22 protein-coding genes are annotated in these 21,670 nt (G+C 74.1%); 12 read left to right on the forward strand and 10 right to left on the reverse strand.

What is annotated here, in order from left to right; all coding sequences use genetic code 11:
* Window positions 1–35 precede the first annotated feature (35 nt).
* The gene (locus D0D28_RS36590; protein ID WP_240323118.1) at window positions 36–1,562 is read left to right on the forward strand and encodes a hypothetical protein; all 1,527 of its coding nucleotides are present in this window, start codon (window positions 36–38) and stop codon (window positions 1,560–1,562) included.
* Window positions 1,563–1,584: 22 nt separating this feature from the next.
* Here D0D28_RS36590 and D0D28_RS07255 read toward each other — a convergent pair whose 3' ends face one another.
* A complete protein-coding gene (locus tag D0D28_RS07255; RefSeq protein ID WP_116110169.1) occupies window positions 1,585–3,105 on the reverse strand; it encodes an MFS transporter in 1,521 nt (506 codons plus the stop codon).
* A gap of 89 nt (window positions 3,106–3,194) precedes the next feature.
* Between D0D28_RS07255 and D0D28_RS07260 the strand changes: the two genes are divergently transcribed.
* From D0D28_RS07260 to D0D28_RS35545, 3 genes are all read left to right on the forward strand, one after another.
* Window positions 3,195–3,758 (forward strand): TetR/AcrR family transcriptional regulator, encoded by a 564-nt coding sequence (locus D0D28_RS07260; RefSeq protein WP_116110149.1) that lies wholly within the window; start codon window positions 3,195–3,197, stop codon window positions 3,756–3,758.
* A 68-nt stretch (window positions 3,759–3,826) separates the two neighbouring features.
* Window positions 3,827–4,477: a response regulator gene (locus D0D28_RS07265; protein ID WP_116110150.1), complete on the forward strand. Its 651-nt coding sequence runs from the start codon at window positions 3,827–3,829 to the stop codon at window positions 4,475–4,477.
* Window positions 4,478–4,577: 100 nt separating this feature from the next.
* Entirely contained in the window at window positions 4,578–4,751 is a 174-nt protein-coding gene (locus D0D28_RS35545) for a hypothetical protein (protein ID WP_162831003.1), read from the forward strand.
* A 3-nt stretch (window positions 4,752–4,754) separates the two neighbouring features.
* Here the strand turns inward: D0D28_RS35545 and D0D28_RS37290 are convergent, their stop codons facing one another.
* Window positions 4,755–7,358: a helix-turn-helix transcriptional regulator gene (locus D0D28_RS37290; RefSeq protein WP_116110151.1), complete on the reverse strand. Its 2,604-nt coding sequence runs from the start codon at window positions 7,356–7,358 to the stop codon at window positions 4,755–4,757.
* Between the two features lie 142 nt (window positions 7,359–7,500).
* Between D0D28_RS37290 and D0D28_RS07275 the strand changes: the two genes are divergently transcribed.
* The 3 genes from D0D28_RS07275 to D0D28_RS07285 are packed head-to-tail and all read left to right on the forward strand — an operon-like array spanning window position 7,501 to window position 8,834.
* Entirely contained in the window at window positions 7,501–8,163 is a 663-nt protein-coding gene (locus tag D0D28_RS07275; protein ID WP_094005332.1) for a hypothetical protein, read from the forward strand.
* On the forward strand, window positions 8,163–8,621 hold the full coding sequence (locus D0D28_RS07280; protein ID WP_116110152.1) for a cupin domain-containing protein: 459 nt from the start codon (window positions 8,163–8,165) through the stop codon (window positions 8,619–8,621). Before D0D28_RS07275 ends, D0D28_RS07280 begins: the two co-directional genes overlap by 1 nt.
* Before the next feature lie 3 nt (window positions 8,622–8,624).
* A complete protein-coding gene (locus D0D28_RS07285; RefSeq protein ID WP_094005330.1) occupies window positions 8,625–8,834 on the forward strand; it encodes a hypothetical protein in 210 nt (69 codons plus the stop codon).
* A gap of 46 nt (window positions 8,835–8,880) precedes the next feature.
* Here the strand turns inward: D0D28_RS07285 and D0D28_RS07290 are convergent, their stop codons facing one another.
* From D0D28_RS07290 to D0D28_RS07315, 6 genes are all read right to left on the reverse strand, one after another.
* Window positions 8,881–9,342 (reverse strand): DinB family protein, encoded by a 462-nt coding sequence (locus D0D28_RS07290; protein ID WP_198958212.1) that lies wholly within the window; start codon window positions 9,340–9,342, stop codon window positions 8,881–8,883.
* Window positions 9,339–10,130, reverse strand: a complete 792-nt coding sequence (locus D0D28_RS07295; RefSeq protein WP_094005329.1) for an ArsR/SmtB family transcription factor — start codon at window positions 10,128–10,130, stop codon at window positions 9,339–9,341. The genes D0D28_RS07290 and D0D28_RS07295 overlap by 4 nt, the downstream gene beginning before the upstream one ends.
* Complete coding sequence (locus tag D0D28_RS07300) at window positions 10,130–11,353, reverse strand: MFS transporter (protein ID WP_205413200.1); 1,224 nt, start codon at window positions 11,351–11,353, stop codon at window positions 10,130–10,132. The genes D0D28_RS07295 and D0D28_RS07300 overlap by 1 nt, the downstream gene beginning before the upstream one ends.
* Before the next feature lie 202 nt (window positions 11,354–11,555).
* Window positions 11,556–11,912: a hypothetical protein gene (locus D0D28_RS07305; RefSeq protein WP_116110154.1), complete on the reverse strand. Its 357-nt coding sequence runs from the start codon at window positions 11,910–11,912 to the stop codon at window positions 11,556–11,558.
* Between the two features lie 67 nt (window positions 11,913–11,979).
* The gene (locus tag D0D28_RS07310) at window positions 11,980–12,516 is read right to left on the reverse strand and encodes a sugar O-acetyltransferase (RefSeq protein ID WP_116110155.1); all 537 of its coding nucleotides are present in this window, start codon (window positions 12,514–12,516) and stop codon (window positions 11,980–11,982) included.
* A gap of 41 nt (window positions 12,517–12,557) precedes the next feature.
* A complete protein-coding gene (locus D0D28_RS07315) occupies window positions 12,558–12,902 on the reverse strand; it encodes an MmcQ/YjbR family DNA-binding protein (RefSeq protein WP_094005326.1) in 345 nt (114 codons plus the stop codon).
* Between the two features lie 148 nt (window positions 12,903–13,050).
* Between D0D28_RS07315 and D0D28_RS07320 the strand changes: the two genes are divergently transcribed.
* Together D0D28_RS07320 and D0D28_RS07325 are read left to right on the forward strand one after the other, a co-directional pair.
* A complete protein-coding gene (locus D0D28_RS07320) occupies window positions 13,051–14,034 on the forward strand; it encodes a GlxA family transcriptional regulator (protein WP_094005325.1) in 984 nt (327 codons plus the stop codon).
* A 71-nt stretch (window positions 14,035–14,105) separates the two neighbouring features.
* A complete protein-coding gene (locus D0D28_RS07325; RefSeq protein ID WP_116110156.1) occupies window positions 14,106–14,705 on the forward strand; it encodes an isochorismatase family protein in 600 nt (199 codons plus the stop codon).
* Window positions 14,706–14,730: 25 nt separating this feature from the next.
* Here D0D28_RS07325 and glpK (D0D28_RS07330) read toward each other — a convergent pair whose 3' ends face one another.
* Window positions 14,731–16,635: a glycerol kinase GlpK gene (gene glpK / locus D0D28_RS07330; RefSeq protein WP_116110170.1), complete on the reverse strand. Its 1,905-nt coding sequence runs from the start codon at window positions 16,633–16,635 to the stop codon at window positions 14,731–14,733.
* Between the two features lie 30 nt (window positions 16,636–16,665).
* Window positions 16,666–17,427, reverse strand: coding sequence for an IclR family transcriptional regulator (locus tag D0D28_RS07335; RefSeq protein ID WP_116110157.1), 762 nt, complete (start codon window positions 17,425–17,427; stop codon window positions 16,666–16,668).
* A 153-nt stretch (window positions 17,428–17,580) separates the two neighbouring features.
* On the opposite strand from D0D28_RS07335, the gene D0D28_RS07340 reads away from it, so the two are divergent.
* Genes D0D28_RS07340 through glpD form a run of 3 tightly spaced genes read left to right on the forward strand, consistent with a single transcriptional unit; the run spans window position 17,581 to window position 21,631 of the window.
* On the forward strand, window positions 17,581–18,396 hold the full coding sequence (locus tag D0D28_RS07340) for an MIP/aquaporin family protein (RefSeq protein WP_094005322.1): 816 nt from the start codon (window positions 17,581–17,583) through the stop codon (window positions 18,394–18,396).
* Between the two features lie 18 nt (window positions 18,397–18,414).
* The gene (glpK, locus tag D0D28_RS07345; protein WP_116110158.1) at window positions 18,415–19,926 is read left to right on the forward strand and encodes a glycerol kinase GlpK; all 1,512 of its coding nucleotides are present in this window, start codon (window positions 18,415–18,417) and stop codon (window positions 19,924–19,926) included.
* Window positions 19,927–19,945: 19 nt separating this feature from the next.
* Window positions 19,946–21,631, forward strand: a complete 1,686-nt coding sequence (gene glpD, locus D0D28_RS07350; RefSeq protein ID WP_116110159.1) for a glycerol-3-phosphate dehydrogenase — start codon at window positions 19,946–19,948, stop codon at window positions 21,629–21,631.
* Window positions 21,632–21,670: the final 39 nt, after the last annotated feature.

The raw sequence follows: 21,670 nt of genomic DNA on the forward strand, positions 1-21,670 counted from the left end.
TTGGCGAACGGGCCGGGCGGCGGGACGATCACCGGGTGTGGGACGAGGCCCGGGAGCGCGTCGAGGCACTGTGTGCCGCGCGGGACGCCGATGCCGAGGTGGCGGTGATGGCGGGGGCGGACCCGCGGTTGTGGCTCGCCGTCGACGCGAGCGCGCGACGCTCGGTCCCGGCGGGCTGGCACCGCAGTGTCGTGTTGCGGGCGCTGGGACGCGACGGCCACCTCCGCGAAGCCGCCCTGCCCCAGCTCGACCAGCGGATCGCGCTGCCGGTGCTGGCGATCCGCGCGGCGGACTGGGTGCCGCAGGTGCGCGAGCGTGCCCGGCGGGAGTGCCTGCGTCACCTCTTCCGCGACCCGATGACCGTGGTGGACCTGTTCCCGCTGGCGTGCCGCGTGCGGCGCCGCGCCGAGGGCGAGTGGCTGGCCGCGACGCTGGAGGGGATGCTGCGCCTGCCCGAGGTCCGCTCGGCCGCACTCGCCGCTTCGGATGTGCTCACCCGCCGGACGGTGTATGAGTCGGGATACGCGAGCGCCGGCGAGCTGAGGGCCGGGCTCCGGGACGGGGATCTGAAGATCCGGCTGGGGTGTGCTCGCGCCCTGGCCGGCAGCCCGGACCCCGAGGTGCTGCACCTGCTGCGCACCAGCGGCACGGCGGCCCTGCGCGCCCTGGCGATCCGCGACCGCGCCGGCGCGGTGCCGGCACTGGCCGATCCAGCCTCGCTGGTGCGCGCACACGCGCACCTGACGCTCCGCCGCGCGGGCGAAGACCCCGCGCGGCACTACCGATCCCTGCTGACCGCGGTGAACGGCACCGCCGCACAGGTGCACGCAGCCGCCATCGCTGCCGGGACTCCCGCGCCCCACCACTCCGCACCAGGCCCAGCGCCGGGAACTCGCGCGAATGGCTCCGGCTCAGCCGGGCCCGGCCGCCGCGCCACACACCCGCGCGCCGCGGGCGTGGCCCCCGGGGCTGCCGGGACTCCCGCATCCCACCGGCCTGGCCCGGCCGCCGCGGCGGATCCCGTGTCCGCCGGCTTGGTCGCCGGCCTCGGGGAGACCGGCGACGGCGCCGATGCGGTGCTGCTCCTGCCGTTCCTCGCCGACGGGCGGGCCGGCGTCCGGGCCGAGACTGTCCGCGCGCTGCGTCGCCTGCGCGCGATTCCCCTCGCGCGGGCCGTGCCGTTGCTCGCCGATCCGTCCCCGCGCGTCGCCCGGCAGGTGATGCTCGCGCTGCGCGAAACCGCCGCCCTGATCGACGAAACCGTGCTGCACGGCATGCTCGCCCCCGGCCAGCCCGCGCACCGCAGGCGGATCGCGTTCCAGCTGCTCTCCGCCCGCGACACCTGGACCCGCCTCGCGCTCGACCTGCGTCTCGTGCTGGACCCGGACGAGCCGCTCCGGGACATCGCCGCCGGCGATCTGCGGAACTGGTTCGCCTACGGGTCCGCGACCACCTACACCACGCCGACCACCACGCAGGCCGCCGAGCTGCGCGACCTCCTCAACCGCGCGGAACCGCTGCTCGGCACCGCCCACGCCCGAGTGCTGCGCCTGTTCCTCTGATCCACTCCTGCACAGGCCGACCTCAGCCGCGCGGAGCCGCCGCCCGGTGCCGCCCACGCGCGGGTGCCGCGCCGGTTCCTCTGGAGCGCAACAAGAACAGCGCCTGCACCCCGGTGTAGGCCAGCAGCACCGCCCCGGCCACCGCGCTCACCTGCACGCCGTGCACGAACGCCTCCTTCGCGGCGGCCAGCAGCGCATCCGCTTCCGCCGCGGGCAGCCCGGCCGCCGTCGCGACCGCTCCGCCGAGCGTTTCGCGCGCCGTGTCCCCCGCACCGGCCGGCACGCCCGCCCGGTAGACCGCCGCCGCGATGCTGCCCAGCACCGCCGTCCCGAGCGCGCCACCCAGCTCGAACCCCGTCTCCGAGATCGCCGACGCCGCACCGGCCCGCGCGGGCGGGGCGGCGGTGATGATCAGGTCGTTGGTGAGCGTCTCCGACAACGACACCCCGAACCCCACCAGCGCCATGCCGGCCACCAGAATCGCCAGTCCACTGTGGACGCCGAGGGCCACCAGCACCGCGAACCCCGCCGCCGCGGCCAGCAGCCCGCCGCCGATCAGCCGCGGCACCGGCACCCGCCGGGCGAGGCGCGCCGCGGCGAAGGAACCCGCGACGCCGGCGACCGTCGTCGGCAGCAGCCACAGCGCCGCCGTCATCGGCCGCAGGCCGAGCACGAGCTGGAGGTGCTGCGGCACCAGGAACAACAGTCCGGCCAGGGCGAACACCCCGAGCATGTTCGTCAGCACCGACGCGCTGAACCGCCGGTCCGCGAACAGCGCCAGGTCGAGCATCGGGTCCGGCAGCGCACGCTGGCGCCGCACGAACACCACCACGAACAGCGCGGCGGCCAGCACGCTCACGGCCGCGAGCGGATCCGCGCCGTGCTCGGCGAACCGCTTGATGCCGTAGACCACGGGCAGGACCGCCGCCAGCGACAGCAGCGCGGACAGCGGGTCGAAGCGGCCGGGCTCCGGGTCCCGCGCCTCCGGCAGCAGGAGCGGCCCGGCGACCAGCAGCACCAGCATCACCGGCACGTTGATCAGGAACACCGAGCCCCACCAGAAGTGCTCCAGCAGCCAGCCGCCCAGCACCGGCCCGAGCGCCATGCCGCCGGAGAACCCGGCGCCCCACACGGCGATCGCGGTCCGCCGCCGCGCCGGGTCGGTGAAGATGGTGCGGATCAGCGCCAGCGTCGAGGGCATCAGCGTCGCCCCGCCGACCCCGAGCAGCGCCCGCGCGGCGATGAGCATGAGCGGGCTGGTCGCGAACGCCGCGGCCACGGACGCGGCGCCGAACGCGACGGCGCCGGAGAGCAGCAGCTTGCGCCGCCCGATCCGGTCCCCGAGCGTGCCCATCAGGACCAGCAGCCCGCCCAGCACGAACGAGTAGATGTCGACGATCCACAGCTGCTCGGCGCCGGTCGGGCCGAGGTCCTCGCTCAGGTACGGCAGCGCGAACCCGAGCACCGTCATGTCGACGCTGATCAGCAGCACCGGCAGCACCAGCACACCCAGCGCGAGCCAGTCCCGGCGTCCCCCGGCCATCACGATCACAACCCTTTTCTGAACAGTCCGGACGGTACAGTTTGCCCCGCTCTCGAAACTAAACCGTCCAGACGGTATAGTCAAGCGACATGGGACGCCCCTCCGCGCGGGAACAGATCCTCGACGCCTACCAGGACATCCTCATCGAGAGCGGATCGGCCGCCGTCACCCTGGACGCCGTCGCCGCGCGCGCGAAGGTGTCCAAGGGCGGGCTGCTGTACCACTTCGGGTCGAAGGACGCCCTGCTCGACGGCCTCCTCGACCGGCTGCTGCGGCTCACCGCGGCCGACGTCGAGCAGGCGCGCACGGCCCCCGAGGGCGTGGTGCGGTACTGGCTGCTGTCGTCGGTGACCGACGCCGACATGACCAAGCCGGCCCACCGCGCCTCGATCGCCGCGCTGCGGCTGCTCGGCAGCGAACCGAAGGTCACCGAGACGATGAACGAGGTCGGCCGGCTGTGGTGGGAGCTGCTGGAACAGCACATCGGCGACCCGCTGACCGCCGAGATCGTCGGCCTGCTCGGTGACGGCCTCTACCTGCGCGCCACACTCGGCGGGCAGACGCCGCAGCCGGTGCTCGACCGGATGCCGGAGGTGCTGCGCCGTCTGGGCCTGGACGCGGCGGAAAGTGACCTTGGTCCTCGCCCGAGGTGACTTCCGCCGGGCCGCGGGGCGCGCGACGCGGCCTAGATTGGGCAGATCGCCTGCGGAAGGGTCCTGCCGTGATCACCGTGTTCCGCGTCGACGACCACGAGGTCGTCCGCCGCGGCGTCGCCGACCTGCTCGAAGCCGACCGCGAGCTGAGGGTCGTCGGCGAGGCGTCCACGGCCGCCCAGGCGATGGCGCGGATCCCGGCGCTGCGCCCGGACGTCGCGGTGCTCGACGTGCGCCTGCCCGACGGCAACGGCATCGAGCTGTGCCGGGAGCTGCGGTCGCGGTTCCCGGAGCTGAACGTGCTGATCCTGACCTCCTACACCGACGAGGAGGCCATGCTCAACGCGATCCTGGCCGGCGCGGGCGGCTACGTCATCAAGGACATCCAGGGGCTGCAGCTGGTCTCGGCCGTGCGCGCGGTCGGCACCGGCCGGTCGCTGCTCGACACCCGCGCCGCGTCGACGCTGATGGCCAAGCTGCGCGCCGACGCCCGCGACGGCCCGGCGGCCGGGCTCACCGAGCGCGAACGCACGCTGCTGGACCTCATCGGCGAGGGGCTGACCAACGCGCAGATCGCGCAGCGGATGTTCCTCGCGGAGAAGACGGTGAAGAACTACGTGTCGCGGCTGCTGGCCAAACTCGGCCTCCAGCGGCGCACCCAGGCGGCCGTCCTCGCGGCGAAACTCCAGGCGGACAGGGACCCGGACGCCCCGCGCTGAAAGCGCTGCCTCAGGCCGAAATGCTGGCAATCCTGTTCGCAGGCCTTGACCGTCGTGCGCCGCTGCCCGGTCCGCCGTCACCCCGGACGGCCTGCCCGCTGTGGTGCCCGTGCTGGATTGCGCCGACGTGCCCGGTCTCGACCTCGGTGGCGTCACCGACGCGCCGGTGACGATCCAGCCCGCGAAGCCCGGCGCCGCGCCGTACTGCAAGGTGCGGGCCGGGCGGGGCCGGGATTTCCCTGGACTCCCCGGCTTCCGGGGCCAGGAGAAGTAACCTTCAGAACCCGAGCAGTTCGGCGAACGCGGCGCGTTCCGTGACACCCAGCTTCGCGCTCGCCCGGTACAGGTGTCCCTCGACGGTGCGGACCGAGACGACGAGCCGGTCGGCGATCTCGCGGTTGGACAGGCCGCGCGCGGCCATCGTGACGATCTCGCGCTCGCGGCCGGTCAGCGGCAACGGCCGCACCGCCGCCAGCGCCGGGGTTCGCGCGCCTTCGCACGCTTCGGCGAGCCGGTGCGCGCGGGTGACGGCCGCGCGTGCCGCCACCGGGTGACCGGACCGGGCGTGCGCGACCGCGGCCTGGGCAGCGGCGTCGGCAGCGGCCAGCTGGTCGCCCATCTCCTCCAGCGCCCGGGAGGCCGCGAACAGTCCGTCGGCGTCGTCGCCGGCGAGAGCGGCTGCTTGCGCCGCGGCGGCCGCCGCGCGGGGACCCTCGACCTGGCCGGCCAGCTCGGCGAGCCGGCCGGCGGCGGTCCGGTCCCCGAAACACACCGCGACGTGGAGCGCGTAGACCTCGAACGCGGGCTGGCCGCGTCCCGCCGCCAGGCCGGCCGCGTCACGGGCGAGCCGGATCGCGGCACTCACCGCTCCTTCGGCCGCCCGCACCCACGCCCGGGCGAGCACGAGCTCCGGTTCCAGCACCGCCGTCGCCGGGTGCCGTTCGTCCTCCGCGGCAGCGAGCACCACCGCCGCCTGACCGGCCTCCCCGGACATGGCCAGCGCCTGGGTCAGCGCGACGAGGTTGCCGGACCCCGGCCCCTGCCGGCGGACCGGCCCCAGCCCGGCCTCCGCCTCCCGGAGCCTGCGGACGGCGGTGCCCAGCCGGCCCCGGTAGAGCGCGGCGTAGCCCAGCAGCGCCACACCCAGCAGCTGCAGCGGTCCGGGGATCTCGGCGCCCTGCCGGTACCTGGTCCGCGCGAGGTCCTCCAGGCCGCGCAGCGCCCCGGCGAGCCGGAGGCCGAGGAGGTGGGCCGCGCACAACCCGAACGACGGGACGACCGCGTCGAAGGACTGCTCGGCCGCGGCGTATCCGGGCGCGGCCGCCCGGTCCAGCTCACCGGCCCGGCCGAGCGGGCCCAGCCCGCCGACCGCGGCCCACGCCGCCAGCAGGCTCGCGTGCGGGGGCAGCGCGCCGGCCGACCGCGCCGCGACGGCGGACTCGATCGCCTCCCGGGGCCGTCCCGCGGCGGCGTGGAAGACCCCGCGGATCGCCCGGATCGGCGCGAGTGCCCCGGGCCGGGTGATGGCGGACTCCGCCCGGTCCAGCACGGCCCCGGCCTCGGCGGGGCGGCGGCACGAGAAGAACAGGTTCCCGGCGCGGGACACCGCGACCACGCTGCGCTGGCCGTCGTCGGTGGCGAGCGGGGCCAGCGCGGACAGCATGGCCTCCGCCTCGTCCCCGCGGGTCAGCCAGGACAGCGCGGAACCGAGCGTCACGCGCGCCTCGAACCCGCAACCGGCGTCGACGGCCGCCCGCGCCAGCCGGGCGGCGAGCGGGACGTCGAGCAGCGCGATGGCCCGCTGCGCGGCGAGCGTGTGCAGCCGGGGGTCCGGATCGAGGTCGGAGTCCACGACGAGCACTGCCCGCCGCATCGTGTCGTCGGCGCGCCGGGCGCCGGTGTCCTGCAGCGCCCGCGCGATCCGGCCGCGCAGCCGCCGCGCCCGCAGCACGCCCAGCGCCTCGCGGCGCACCTCGCCGTAGAGCGGGTGCGCCAGCCGGGCCTCCAGCCGGCGGCCGTCCGGTTCGACCGCCACCAGGCCCTCGGCTTCGGCCTGCTCCACGCCGTCGGCGCTGGTCAGGGCCACGAGCACGGGCACGCCGAGGGGTTCGCCGAGCGCGAGGACGTCCACCACGTCGCGGACCGCGCCGGACAACCGGCCCATGCGGGTGTTGACCAGGTCGGCCAGGCCGGGCGAGAGCGCGGGCCGCCCCGACCAGCGCCACACCCCGCGAACCAGGCGCAGCCCGCCGCCGGCCACTTCGCCGTCGACGAGCTGGCGCAGGTAGAGCGCGTTGCCGCGGCAGAGCGTCCAGAGCCGGGCCGCGCCGGCGCTGTCCACCGGGCCGCCGAGCACCGCCTCCAGCAGGGCCACGGTCTCCGCCTCGGACAGCGGCTGGACCTCCAGCCGGTCGAGGTGACCGTCCTTCCACAGCGCGGTCACCGCGTCCGGCACCGGTTCCCCGCTGCGCACCGTGAGCACCACGGTGGCGACCCGGCGCAGCACGAACTGGTGCACCAGCGACGCGGACAGCGCGTCCAGCAGGTGCGCGTCGTCCACCGCCACCACGACGTCACCGCGGGCGGTTCCGGTGAGCGCCTCGGCGGCCTGCCGGAGCAGCTGGGTCGCGTCCCCGCTCACGTCGGTGAGCACGGCGGCGAACGCCCCGAGCGGGACGGCACGGGCCGACGCGGTCGCGGCGACCCACACCGTCCTCGCGTGCCGCCGCCTGGCCGCCGCCACCGCTTCCCGGGTGAGGCGGGTCTTGCCGACCCCGGCCGCGCCCGCCAGCACCACGCCGTGGCCCGCGCCGCGCCGCACGACCGCGTCGACGAACCGCAGCTCTTCCGCCCGGCCGGTCAACGGCCAGTTCAGGCCCACGACACGGGACGGTAGACGGCCGCTGTCCCGGCGTCTTCCACCCCGCGGGCGATTTCCGAGTACCGCACTACTCGTGTGCCCGGCCCGAGGCCGGATCAGGCTGGGCGCGTCAGGGTTCCGCCGTTCCCGAAGGAGGGACGTCATGGTCGCTGTGCACACCGGGCCCCGGTCCGGCCTCGCCCTGCCGCCGGTGGCGAGGTACCTCATGGGCGCGTCCGCCGTGCTGGCCCCGCTGCTGGTCGCCGTGAGCCTGGCGCTGGACCTGGACATCGCCGGCACCAGCAACACCGCGATCGCGCAGCGGATGGCCGCCGATCCGGACGGCTACCCGGCGACGGCCTGGCTGGCCGCGGTGTCCACGCTCCTGTGGGTGCCGGCCGTGCTCACCGCCGGCCGCGTGGCCCGCCGGAACGCGCCCACGCTCGGTCTGGCCGGCACCGTGCTGGCGTTCGGCGCGGCGCTCCCGGTCGGTCTGGACACCGAGGCGCTGGCCTACGTCGCGCTCAAGAGCGGCGTGCCGGTGTCCACGACGGTGACCATGATGGACACCGCGGAGGACATCCCGTCCGGCATCCTCGGTTTCGTCTTCTTCGCCGGGCTCGCCGGCCTGATCCTGCTCGGTGTCGCGATCGTGCGCGGGCACGCGGCGCCGGTGTGGGCCGGTGCCGCGCTCATCCTGGCCGCGGTGGCGATCCCGGTCTCGTGGTTCTCCGGTTCCGGCATCGCGGCACTGGTCGCCTGGCTCGTCCTCGCGGCCGGCTTCGCCGGGTGCGCGCAGGCCCTGATCACCCAGCAGGAGGCGTGATGACCGGCAAGATCCACCTCACCGGGCCCGGCGCGGGTGTGCCGCTCGCCATGCCGGACGGGGTGCACACGGTCAAGGCGGGCGCGGAACACACCGGTGGGGTGTACGAGGTGTTCGAGGTCGAGGCGCCGCGGGCACCCGCGGGACCGCCGCACCGGTCGCCGTGGGCGGGGACGATGTACGTCGTCGAGGGGGACGTGACGGTGCACGCCGCCGGCGAGGTCCACGACCTCGGCCCGGGCGCGGCCATCACGATTCCGGCCCGGTGCCCCTTCACCTTCGAGGTGACGAGCAAGGCCGCACGGGTGCTCGCGATCACCACCGGCGACGGCGCGGGCCGGTTCTTCGCCGACTTCGCGGCGACGGTGCCGGCGGGCCGGCCGATCGAGGAGGTGCTGCCGGCGGTGCTGGAGGTGATCCGCCGGCACGGCGTCAGCCTCCTGGAACCGGGCAGCTGAGAGGTGGCAGGGCGCCCGTCCGGCGATCCACCGTCCACGCGGGACGCGGCGATCGCGCGGCTGCCGGACGCCTACGCCGAGGCGCTGCGGCTGCGCGACGCCGGCGTCCCGCGAGCCCGGATCGCCGCGCGGTTGCGGGTGGAGCCCCAGTCGCTGGACGCGTTGTTCGCGATCGCGGAGGCGAAGCTGGGCACCTTGCTCGACGACGCTTGAGCCGGGGTCCACGAGGAACGCTTCGCGTCATCCTCGTCGCACTGTCCTAACCGGACCGCAGCGCGAGCAACTGCTTGGTGTGGCCCGGCAATTCGGTCTCCGCCAGGCCGGTGATCAGATCCCGCAGCGGCAGCGGCCGGTCCACCAGCACCGCGTCACCGGACACCAGCCGCGCCGGGACCGGGGTGTCCAGCTCGGCCTCGCTCAGCGCCGAGGTGAGGGTGCACAGCGCCTCGCCCTGGCGGTGGATGCGCTCGCGGAGCCCGGCGCTCCCGCCGGCCAGCTCGATGATCCGGGACAGCGTCCAGCGGTCCTGGGCGACGCGGTTGTCGTAGGTGGTGTGCTCACCCGCGGCGACGGCCGAGACCGCCCCGATCGTCACCGCGCTGACGATCGAGACGTGGGCCAGGATCTGGCCCGCGCTCCACTCGCCCGCGGGCGGTTCGGTGAACCGCCCGGCGGCGGCGTCGAGCAGCCCGCGGCAGGCGTCGCGCAACCCCGCGATCACGCGTGCGCCGCCGACATCTCCCACGGCGCCTGCGGCAGCACGTCGCCGGTCTCCAGCAGCGACTTCAGGTTCGCCAGCACCGCCGGCCACCCGGCGGAGATCCCGTTCAGCATCTCCCGGTTGGGCAGCTTCTCGTGGGTCACGGTGAGCCGCACGATGTCCTGGTGCGGTTCGACGAGGAACGTGACCACCGACGGCTCCCGCGACTCTTCGGGTGAGTCCTCGAACGTGATGACCAGACGCGTCGGCGGCTCGGACTCGATCACCTTCCCCACGACGTCGGCCGCGCCCGATCCGTCCGTGCGGCGGTGCTCCCAGGGCGAGCCGGGCTGCCAGTCGGAGACGTTGGAGTGCCCCCAGTACCGCGCGGTCAGGTCCGCGTCGGTGAGGGCGTGCCACACCTGCTCGGCGCCGGCGCGGATGTAGGTGACGTAGACGTAGGTCGGGATGGTCATGGCGGACTCCTCTGCCTGGGCTTTGATGGCCGCGAGCGCGCGCAGCCGGGGCTTGTCGAACTCGGCGATCCAGCGCTGCTCGATCTCGTGGATCGGCGCCGGGTTCAGGTAGTGCAGGCGCTGCCGCCCGCGGCGCACGACGGTCACGAGACCGGCCCGCACCAGGACGTCGAGGTGCTGGGTCGCCGACTGGCGGGCCATGCCGAGCCGCTCGCACACCTGGCTCAGCGTCTGTCCGTTCTGTTCCCGCAGGCGGTCCAGGAGCAACCGCCGGGTGGGGTCGGCCAGCGCCTTGAACACCGCGTCCATCGCTTCCGCGCTCACGCCGACCATTATGCAGGTAAATACCTGCCTTTTGTCAACCGTCCGGGCAGCAGGACCGGCGTGGCGAGCAGGACGACCCCCGCCAGGGCCAGCGCCGCGCGCGGTCCGACGGCCTGGGCGAGCAGCCCCCACAGCACCGTGACGACGGCGATCGCGGCGCTGGAGCTGATCGACCACGCGGTGAGCACGCGGGCGTGCCGCCCGGTCTCGACGTGGTTCAGCCGGTGGGCGGCGAGGACGGAGTTGTAGACGCTGAGGCAGACGATGAGCCCGAACTGGGTGCCCATGACGATCACCAGCCCGGCCGGTCCCGGCTGGACGGCGGCGAGCCCCAGCGGCCAGACCACGCGAAGCGTGCCGAAGACCCGCAGCACCCGGTGTTCCCCGAGGCGGGCGGCGATCCGGCGGGCCAGGCGCGACCCGATCAGGCCGCCGAGGCAGGGCACCGCGAACGCCAGCCCGTACTGCCAGGCCGGGAACCCCAGGTGGGCGAGCATGAGCACGGACACGATCGGCTCGCCTGCCATGATCAGCGCGTTGACGGCGATGGTGTTGGCGAAGAGCCGGCGCAGCGTGGGGTGGGCGAGGATGAGGCGCCACCCCTCGGCGAGGTCGCGCCACCGGCGGGTGGCCGTGGTCCCGCGCGGGGGCGGTTCGCGGTGCCGGATCGCGGCGAGGCCCAGCGCGGACAGCAGGTAGCTCACGGCGTCGGCGAGGACGGTCACCACCGGGCCGAGCACCCCGATCGCCGCGCCGCCCAGCGGCGGTCCGACGACCGTGGCCGACCAGGTGGTGGACTCGAACCGGCTGGTGGCGACGAGAAGCCGGTCGGCGGGGACGAGGGTCTTGAGGTAGGCGCCGGCGGCGGCCATGAACGCGATCTTCGCCGCGCCCGCGATCACCGCGACCACGAGCAGCTGCGCGAAGGACAGCACGCCGAGCCAGTGGGCGAGCGGGACCGAGGCCAGCGCGGCGAAGCGGACCAGGTCCATCGCGATCATGACCGGCCGCTTGGCGCGCCACTCCATCCACGGCCCCAGCGGCACAGCCAGCAGCGCGCCGATCGCGAGCCCGGACGCCGACAGGGCCGAGACCTGCGCCGGTCCCGCGTGCAGCACATCGACGGCGACGACCGTGAACGCGCCGAAGCCGAGCCCGGTCCCGTAGGCGCTGACCGCGTAAGCGGCCCACAACCACGCGAACGGACGGCCGAGGTTCGTTGATTTCCGCACCGGGACAGGCAAGCCGAACCCGGGGTGGCACCACCAACAACGCACCGGGCGGCGTGTCACAACCGGCCGTTGTGACAGGAGGTCCACGGCTCGCTCGACGTGGGGAGACCTTCGCCGCCGCCCAGGCCGGGCCGGCTCGTGGTTCGGGACGTGGCGGCACCTTGCGGCGCCGCCCGGGCGGGACCGGCTCGCGGTGTGACCGTCAGGCGGCGCGCCGCCTGGCGCGGGTCGCCGCGGTGAGGCTCGCCTCGCAGGCGGTGATCAGCTGGGCGTCGGCGCGGGTGTGGCTTCCGCGGGCGCACCCGGGGCAGCGCAGGGTGACCGTGCCGAGCACCTCGTCGACCGCGACCTCCAGCGCCCGCCGGCACGGGCGGCACCAGCGGTGCCCGCTGACCTGGCTGACGTGCAGGTCGCTGTGGCAGCACTGGTGGATCCAGCGGCGGTGCACCGGGCAGGTGATCCGGTCCAGCGGGTCCAGGAAGCCGCTCTCCTCGGCGTGGTCCTCGGCGACGAGCGCGTCGTCCAGGGCGATCCGGCTCAGCAGTGTCGTGGTGGTCATCGCTCTCGTCCTCCTCCTCGTGCCTGATACCGGTACGTCGAACCACCACGCGCCGGATCGACAGGACTCAGAGCGTTTTCACCACCCGCGCCGGGTTGCCCACCGCCACCACGCCCGGCGGCAGGTCGCGCGTCACCACCGCGCCCGCGCCCACCACGGTGTCCGCCCCGATCGTCACGCCGGGGCACACGATCACCCCACCGCCCAGCCAGACGTTGTCGTGCACCGTGACCGGCTTCCCGGCCTCCCACTTCGCCCGCCGCAGCTCCGCGTCGAGCGGATGCGTCGGGGTCAGCAGCTGGACGCCGGGGCCGATCTGCACGTCCGCGCCGATCGTGATCGGGGCGACGTCGAGCAGCACCACGCCGTAGTTGAGGAACGTGCGCGGCCCGATCGTGACGTGCGAGCCGTAGTCGACGTACAGCGGCGGGCGGACCTCGACGTCCTCCCCCACCGACCCCCCCAGCTCCCGCAGCACCGCCGGGTCCGCGTCCGTGTTGAACCGCCGCTGCAACCCGGCCGCGCGGCACAACCCGGCCTGCAGCTCCGGGTCGTCGGCGCGGTACAGCTCGCCCGCGAGCATCCGGTCCCGCTGATCACCCACGCGTCACCACACTGCCAGTGGCCGCACCGGCGCGCCAGCCGCTACCGCGGCAGCGGCTGCGCGTCGATCAGCTCCTCCGGCGCGGACAACCGCCACGCCTCGTAGACCAGTTCGGCCAGCTCGTCGGCGTCGATGCCGGCCAGGTGGACCACCACCCAGCCGAAGCCGCCCGCCGTGAACTGCTCCTCGAACACCTCCGGCCGCTCCGCGACCAGCGCCTGCTGCTCGATCAGCGTCTGCTTCAGGCCCACGGTCTCCGTCCGCGGCCAGTAGTAGCCGAACCGCTTGCCGCGCACGCTGAAGGACGTGTACTCGCTGCCCTTGCCGCGCTGGACCTCCGCCAGCGCGTCCACCATCCGGTGGAACTCCGCAGCACGCACGCTCATCCGCACACCCCCACTGTCCGGTCCCAGCCTAGACAAACCGGGCGCCGCGCCAGGATTCGGTCCAGGGCCGAGGTCTCTTCGCCACGTGTCCGGATCTGACAGAACACCGTCATTGCCGCCACGCCCCTCCAGCGGTCACGATGGGTACATGGCAACCACCCGCCGCATCGTGATCGCGGTCTTCCCCGACGTCGACCTCCTCGACGTCACCGGCCCGGCCGAGGTGTTCGCGCTGGCCAACCGGGAGACCGGCGGCGCCGCGGGCTACCGCGTCCAGCTCGCCGGGCCGGACTCCGGCGTGATCACCACCTCGGCGGGCGTGCGCCTGGTGACCGACCTCGCCTTCGCCGACGTGGACGGCGCGCTGGACACGCTCCTGGTGCCCGGCGCGGTCGACCTGCACCCGGACGGGCCGGTCGCGCGGATCGACCCGGAGGTGGTGGCCTGGGTGAAGGCGACCGCGCCGCTGGCCCGCCGGGTGGCGTCGGTGTGCGTGGGCGCGCACGTGATGGCGGCGGCCGGGCTGCTGGACGGCAAGACCGCCACCACCCACTGGTCGACCGCGGCCCAGCTGGCCGCCGACCACCCGGCGGTGCGGGTGGACCCCGACCCGATCTTCGTGCGGTGCGGCAACGTCTGGACCGGCGCCGGGATCAGCGCCTGCATGGACCTGTCGCTCGCGCTGGTGGCCGAGGACCTGGGCGAGGAGGTCGCCCTGGCGGTGGCCCGGCAGCTGGTCATGTACCTCAAGCGCCAGGGCGGGCAGAGCCAGTTCTCGGTGCCGCTGAGCCGGCCACCGGCCTCCCGCCGGGACATCGACGAGCTGCGCCTGTTCATCGCCGACCACCTCGACGGCGACCTGTCCACCGCGGCGCTGGCGGCCCGGATGTGCCTGAGCGAGCGGCACTTCGCCCGGGTCTTCCGGCAGGAGACCGGCGACACCCCGGCCGCCTACGTCGAAGCCGCCCGGGTGGAGGCGGCCCGGCGCCTGCTGGAGAGCACCGACGAACCACTGGACCGGGTCGCCGCGGTCTGCGGGCTCGGGTCGGTGGAGACCCTGCACCGGGCGATGCGCAAGCAGATCGGCACCACCCCGGCGGCCTACCGCCGCCGTTTCCGCACCACCGTCTGACCCGATTCCCCAGTCTCCGGGCCCGGCAATCCCGCCGCACCCGTCGTTTCCCCTGCCCAGAAGGAGTTCACATGATCGTGTCCGCGACCCTGCGTGAGGTGATGGGCCTCGGCAAAGAGCTGCCCCGGCTCGCCGACGCCACGCTGGTCCTGATCGACTACCAGAACACCTACCGCACCGGCGTGATGGCCCTCGCCGACGCCGAACCCGCCCTCGCCGCCGGCGCCCGCCTGCTCGCCGCCGCCCGGCAGGCCGGATCCCGGGTGGTCCACGTCGTCAACGACGGCGGCCCGGGCAGCCCCTACGACATCCGGGCCGAGATCGGCGCGATCAGCCCGGAGGTCGCCCCCGCCGACGGGGAACCCGTGGTGGTCAAGCAGATGCCGAACGCGTTCCACGACACCGAGCTGGACAAGACGCTGCGCGAGCTGGGCGCGGGGCCGGACCTGGTGCTGGCCGGTTTCATGACCCACATGTGCGTCATGTTCACCGCCCAGGGCGCCTTCAACCTCGGCTACCGCCCGACGGTCGTCGCCGAGGCCAGCGCCGCCCGGACCCTGCCCGGCCCGGACGGCACCCCCGTGGCGGCCGGCGCGCTCCACACCGCGGCCCTGACCACGATCGGCGACCTGTTCGGCACGATCGCCCCCACGGTGGACGACCTGATCTGACCGGTCACCGGCGCGGGCTGCCCCGTCACAGGCGCAGCCCGCGCCCCGGATCCGGCGTCGCGTCCAGGCGGCGCGCTCGTTCCGCCGCGTACGCCCGGCCCAGGCTCAGCCGCTCCGCCGGGGACACCGTGCGGCGCAGGTCGTTGAGCAGCCCGCGCTCCTCCGCGCGAATGTGGTCATCGACGGCGGATTCCAGGCGCAGCAACGCTTTCTCCGAACCGGACTCCACCAGCGCGAGCACGTCGGCGGCGAGGTCCACCCCCGGCTCGGCCGGGTGGAGCACACGCGAAGTCGCCGCGGCGTGGGCGGTCAGCAACGCGGCCAGCTCGCCCGCCAGCGCCGCCCGGTCGGTTTGGTCGTTGCGCAGCTCCCGGAACAGCTCCTCGAACCGCCGGTGGTCGGCCTGCACCAGCTCCGTCACGTCGGTGCCGGGGGTCGCCGCCGGGGACGGGCGCGTCCAGCCGAACGTCAGCCCGACCGCCTGCCGCCAGTGCGCGTACTCCCGCTCGCGGCGGGCCGGGTCCATCTCCGGCAGCCACTGGCCCGCGCGGTGCCAGTTGCGCCGCAACCCCTCCAGGTCCGGCCAGTACCCCACCGACAACCCCGCCGCGTACGCCGCGCCCAGCGACACCGTCTCGGCCACCATCGGCCGCACCACCGGCACGTCCAGCACGTCCGCGACGAACTGCATGAGCAGGTTGTCCGCGGTCATCCCGCCGTCCACCCGCAACGTGGACAGCGCGATCCCGGAGTCGGCGTTCATCGCCTCGACCACCTCGCGCGTCTGCCACCCGGTGGCCTCCAGCACCGCCCGCGCCAGGTGCCCCTTCGTGATGTAGGAGGTCAGCCCGGCGATCACGCCCCGCGCTTCGCTGTGCCAGTGCGGCGCGAACAACCCGGAGAACGCCGGCACGATGTAGCACCCGCCGTTGTCCTCGACCGTCCGCGCCAGCGTCTCGATCTCCGGCGCGCTGCCGATCAGGCCCAGCCCGTCGCGGAACCACTGCACCAGCGACCCGGTGACGGCGATCGAACCCTCCAGCGCGTACACCGCGGGCTCGTCCCCGATGCGGAACCCGACCGTGGTGAGCATGCCGTGGGTGCTCAGCACCGGCGTGGTCCCGGTGTTGAGCAACAGGAAACTGCCGGTGCCGTAGGTGCACTTCGCCTCTCCGGGCGCGAAACACGTCTGCCCGAACAGCGCGGCCTGCTGGTCACCGAGCGCCGCGGCGATCCGGATCCCCGGCACCACCCGCGACGTCGTCCCGTACACCTCGGTCGACGAGCGGATCTCCGGCAGCATCGCGCGCGGCACGTCGAAGAACTCCAGCAGCTCGTCGTCCCAGGACAGCGTGCGCAGGTTCATCAGCATGGTGCGGGAGGCGTTGGTGACGTCGGTGACGTGCACGCCGCCCTCCGGCCCGCCGGTGAGGTTCCAGATCAGCCAGCTCTCGATGGTGCCGAACAGCACGTCACCGCGCTCGGCCCGCTCGCGCAGACCGGGCGTGTGCTCCAGCTGCCAGCGGATGCGCGGCGCCGAGAAGTAGGTCGCCAGCGGCAGCCCGCACAGTCGCCGGACGCGGTCCGCGCCCGGTTCGCGGGCCAGCGCCTCGACCATGCCGTCGGTGCGGGTGTCCTGCCACACGATCGCCCGGCCGACGGGCACGCCGGTGTGCCGGTCCCACAGCACCGTGGTCTCGCGCTGGTTGGCGATCCCGAGCGCGGCGACCTGTTCCGCGCCGATCCCGGCGTCGGCCAGCGCCTGCGCCACGATCCGGGCGAGGTTGCGCCAGATCTCGGTGGCGTCGTGCTCGACCCAGCCGGGGCGCGGGAAGTGCTGCTGGTGCTCGCGCTGCGCCACCGACACCAGCCGCCCGCGGGCGTCGAACAAGATGCACCGGGTGGACGTGGTGCCCTGGTCGACCGCCATCACGTAGTGCTGCACCGCCTCACCTCCTCCTCACCGGGACGCGACGAGGTCGCGCGACACCGCCCTGGCCGCGTCGCGGACCTGCTCGGCCAGCCGCGGTTTCGGCGTCCCGCTCGGCTCGCAGATCCGGTCCTCGGCGCCGGAGACGCCGATCGCCCCGACCACGATGCCACCGTGGCCCCGGATGGGCGCGGCGATCCCGGCCTCGCCCGGCACCATCTCGCCGCGCTCGGCCGCCCACCCGGCCCGGCGGACCTCGGCCGGTGCCCGGGTGAGCGCGGCCGGCGCCAGCGTGCGGCGGGTGTAGGCCTCCGGCTCGGCCGAGCGCCACGACGCCAGGAGCGCGGCGTCGTAGGCGAGCAGGACCTTGCCCAGCGCGGTGGCGTGCAGCGGCAGCAGCGAGCCGGTGTCGAGGGTCTGCGGGCTGTCGTCCGGGCGGAACACGTGGTGCACCACCAGCACCCGGCCCTGGCGCGGGGCGCCGATCCGCACCGCCTCACCGCTGCGGGCGGCCAGCGCGTCGGCCCAGTTGATGGCCCGCGAGCGCAGCTCGTTGACGTCGAGGTGGCTGCTGCCCAGGTGCAGCAGCGCCGCCCCGAGCCGGTACTTGCCGGTGTCGCGGTCCTGTTCGACGAACCCGACGCCGGCCAGCGTGCGCAGGATGCCGTGGGCGGTGCCCTTGGCCAGCTCCAGCGACTCGGCGATCTCGACGACGCCGAGGCGTCCGGAACCGCGCGCCAGCAGCCGCAGGATCGCGGCGGCGCGTTCGATGGACTGGATCGGACCGGGCACAGCGGGACCCTAACGCGGCGGGACGGAGTTCGACAATGTCGAACCGCCTCTCCGGGTGTTCGGCAATGCCGACCGCGGCGCGTTGCCCCGGTCTCCCCGCGGTCATAGCTTCGGCGTCACCAATGGGGGAACCGGTCCTTTGTGGAGGAAGCAATGACGCGAAGCCTCAAGGCTCACGGGCTCGCCGGCGAACTCGCCGCCGAGTTCGTGGGGACGATGATCCTCATCCTGTTCGGATGCGGGGTGGTGGCGCAGGTCAGCGCCGCCGGAATCGGGGACCACGACAGCATCGCCTGGGCCTGGGGCATCGGCGTCACGCTGGGTGTCTACGTCGCCTCGCGGATCAGCGGCGCCCACCTCAACCCCGCGATCACCGTCGCGCTGGCGGTGTTCCAGGGGTTCTCGTGGCGCAAGGTCGCCCCCTACGCCCTGGCCCAGACCGCCGGCGCGTTCGTCGCCGCGCTGCTGGTGCGCTGGAACTACACCGAGGTGCTCAACGCCGTCGACCCCGGCCTGACCATCAAGACCCAGGGCGTGTTCTCGACCCTGCCCGGCAACGGCGCGCTGCCGGTGGGCGACTGGGGCGCCTTCCGCGACCAGGTGATCGGCACCGCGATCCTGGCCCTGGTCATCTTCGCCATCACCGACCTGCGCAACACCGCGCCCGCCGCGAACCTCGGCCCGGTCGTCGTCGGCTTCCTGGTGGTGGGGATCGGCATGGCGTGGGGCACCAACGCCGGCTACGCCATCAACCCGGCCCGTGACTTCGGCCCGCGCCTGGCGTCCTGGCTGACCGGCTACGACACCGCGTGGAACGACCAGTACGGCAGCCCGTACTGGTGGGTGCCCGTCGTCGCGCCGATCGTCGGCGCGGTGATCGGCGGCGCGATCTACAAGTACTTCATCAGCCGCCACCTGCCCCGCACCGAGGACATCGGGCCCGCCAAGGCCCTCGAGCCCACCGCCTGAGTTCACGAAGGAGTGACCATGCCCGATTTCGTCGGTGCCGTCGACCAGGGCACCACCAGCACCCGTTTCATGATCTTCGACCACGGCGGCAACGAGATCGCCCGCCACCAGCTCGAGCACGAGCAGATCCTGCCCCGGCCGGGCTGGGTCGAGCACAACCCGACCGAAATCTGGGAACGCACCCGCGCGGTGATCGCCAGCGCCCTGACCAAGGCGAACCTGACGGTGTCCGACCTGGCCGCGCTGGGCATCACCAACCAGCGCGAGACCACCGTGGTGTGGAACCGGCGCACCGGCCGCCCCTACACCAACGCGATCGTGTGGCAGGACACCCGCACCGACCGCATCGCCTCGGCGCTGGAGCGCGGCGGCCAGGGCGAGGTGATCCGCCGCAAGGCCGGGCTGCCGCCCGCCACGTACTTCTCCGGCGGCAAGCTCCAGTGGATCCTGGACAACGTCGAGGGCGTCCGCGTGGACGCGGAGAACGGCGACGCGTTGTTCGGCACCACCGACAGCTGGCTGATCTGGAACCTCACCGGCGGGGTGGACGGCGGCGTGCACGTCACCGACGTCACCAACGCCTCCCGTACCATGCTGATGGACCTGGAAACGCTGGACTGGGACGACGAGCTGCTGTCGTTCTTCGGCATCCCGCGGCGGATGCTGCCGGAGATCAAGCCGTCGTCGGGCCACTTCGGCACCACCCGCGCCGACGGCCCGCTCGGCGGGGAGATCGCGATCACCGGGGTGCTGGGCGACCAGCAGGCGGCCACCGTCGGGCAGGTGTGCTTCCGGCCGGGCGAGGCCAAGAACACCTACGGCACCGGCAACTTCCTGCTGCTCAACACCGGCCACGAGCTGGTCCGGTCCCAGCACGGGCTGCTCACCACGCTGTGCTACCAGTTCGGCGACGACAAGCCGGTGTACGCGCTGGAGGGCTCGATCGCGGTCACCGGGTCGGCCGTGCAGTGGCTGCGGGACCAGCTGGGCATCATCAGCGGCGCGTCGCAGAGCGAGACGCTGGCCCGGCAGGTCGAGGACAACGGCGGGATCTACTTCGTGCCGGCGTTTTCCGGGCTGTTCGCGCCGTACTGGCGCTCGGACGCGCGCGGCGCGATCGTCGGCCTGACCCGCGCCACCACCAACGCCCACCTGGCGCGCGCGACGCTGGAGTCGATCTGCTACCAGACGCGCGACGTGGTGGAGGCCATGCAGAACGACTCCGGCGTCACGCTCGACGTGCTGCGCGTGGACGGCGGCGTCACCGCGAACGAGCTGTGCATGCAGCTGCAGGCCGACATCCTCGACGTGCCGGTGTCGCGGCCGGTCGTCGCCGAGACCACCGCGCTCGGGGCCGCCTACGCGGCCGGGCTGGCCGCCGGGTTCTGGCGGTCGACCGGCGAGCTGGAACAGAACTGGAACGAGGACCGGCGCTGGGAACCGTCCTGGAGCGACACCCAGCGCGCCGAGGGTTACGCCGGCTGGCAGAAGGCCGTCGGCCGCACCCTCGACTGGGTCGACGTCGACTGACGATCACGAGGAGAAAGCCGTGTCCCAACCCCTGTCCCCCGCCTACCGCGGCGACTCGCTGCGTCGCCTGGCCAACGAAGAGTTCGACGTGCTCGTCGTCGGTGGTGGTGTCACCGGCGCGGGCGCCGCGCTGGACGCCGCGTCGCGCGGGCTGTCCGTCGCGCTCGTCGAGGCACGTGACCTGGCGGCCGGCACGTCCAGCCGGTCGAGCAAGCTGATCCACGGCGGGCTGCGCTACCTGGAGCAGCTGGACTTCAAGCTGGTGCGGGAGGCGCTTCGCGAACGCGGGCTGCTGCTGCGCACGCTCGCGCCGCACCTGGTGCGCCCGGTGAAGTTCCTGGTGCCGCTGCGGCACCGCGTCTGGGAGCGCGGCTACATCGGCGCCGGGGTCACGTTGTACGACACGCTCGGCGGGGCGCGGGCGCTGCCGCGGCACCGTCACCTGAGCCGGCGCCGCGCGTTCGAGGTGGCGCCCGGCCTCGCCGACGACGCGCTGATCGGCGCGATCCAGTACTACGACGCGCAGGTCGACGACGCCCGGCACACGATGATGATCGCCCGCACGGCCGCCGACCAGGGCGCGGCGGTGGTCACCCGGGCGCGGGTCACCGAGCTGGTGCGCGACGGCGAGCGGGTCACCGGCGCGCGGGTCACCGACCGGGAGAGCGGCGCGGAGATCACCGTGCGGGCGCGCGTGGTGATCGCCGCGACCGGGGTGTGGAGCGACGACATCGCCGAGGCCGCGGGCATCGAGAAGCCGTTCACGGTGCGCGCGTCGAAGGGCATCCACCTGGTGGTGCCGCGCGAGAAGATCGACCTGGACACCGGGCTGATCCTGCGCACCGAGAAGAGCGTGCTGTTCGTGATCCCGTGGGGACCGCACTGGATCGTCGGCACCACCGACACCGACTGGGACCTGGACCGCGAGCACCCGGCGGCCAGCCGCGCGGACGTCGACTACGTGCTCGGCCACGTCAACGCGGTGCTGCGCAAGCCGTTGACGCACGACGACATCGAAGGCGTGTACGCGGGGCTGCGGCCGTTGCTGGCGGCGAAGGCGACCGCGACGACCAAGCTGTCCCGGGAGCACGCGGTGGCGCACCCGGTGCCGGGGCTGGTGGTCGTGGCCGGCGGCAAGTACACGACGTACCGGGTGATGGCGGCGGACGCGGTGGACGCCGCGATGTCCGATGTGGACCGCCCGGCGCCGCCGTCGTGGACGGACCGGCTGCCGATCGTCGGCGCGCGCGGGTACGCGCGGATGTGGGAGGACCGGTACGCGCTCGCCCGGCGCGCCGGGCTGCCGGTGTCGCGGATCGAGCACCTGCTGGGCCGCTACGGCACGGCGGCCGAGGAGGTCCTGGAGCTGGCCGGTGAGCGGCCGGAGCTGGGCGAGGAGATCCCGGGCGCGCCGGAGTACCTGAAGGCGGAGGCGGTGTACGCCGTCACGCACGAGGGGGCGCTGCACCTGGAGGACGTGCTGACGCGGCGGACGCGGATCTCGATCGAGCAGCGGGACCGCGGCCTGGCGGCGGCGCCGGTGGTGGCCGGCCTGATCGCGCCGGAGCTGGGCTGGTCGCCCGAGCGCCGCGACCGCGAGGTGGCCCACTACCGGGCCCGCGTCGAGGCGGAGCGCACCGCCCAGGAGGCGCCCGACGACGCCACCGCGAACGAACGCCGCCTGGCGGTCCCCGCGCTGGGGTGAGCCGGCCCCGGGTGATCCGACGAGGGGTGGGATCACCCG

The organism is Amycolatopsis ruanii (assembly GCF_003385175.1).
Lineage (GTDB): Bacteria > Actinomycetota > Actinomycetes > Mycobacteriales > Pseudonocardiaceae > Amycolatopsis_E > Amycolatopsis_E thermalba.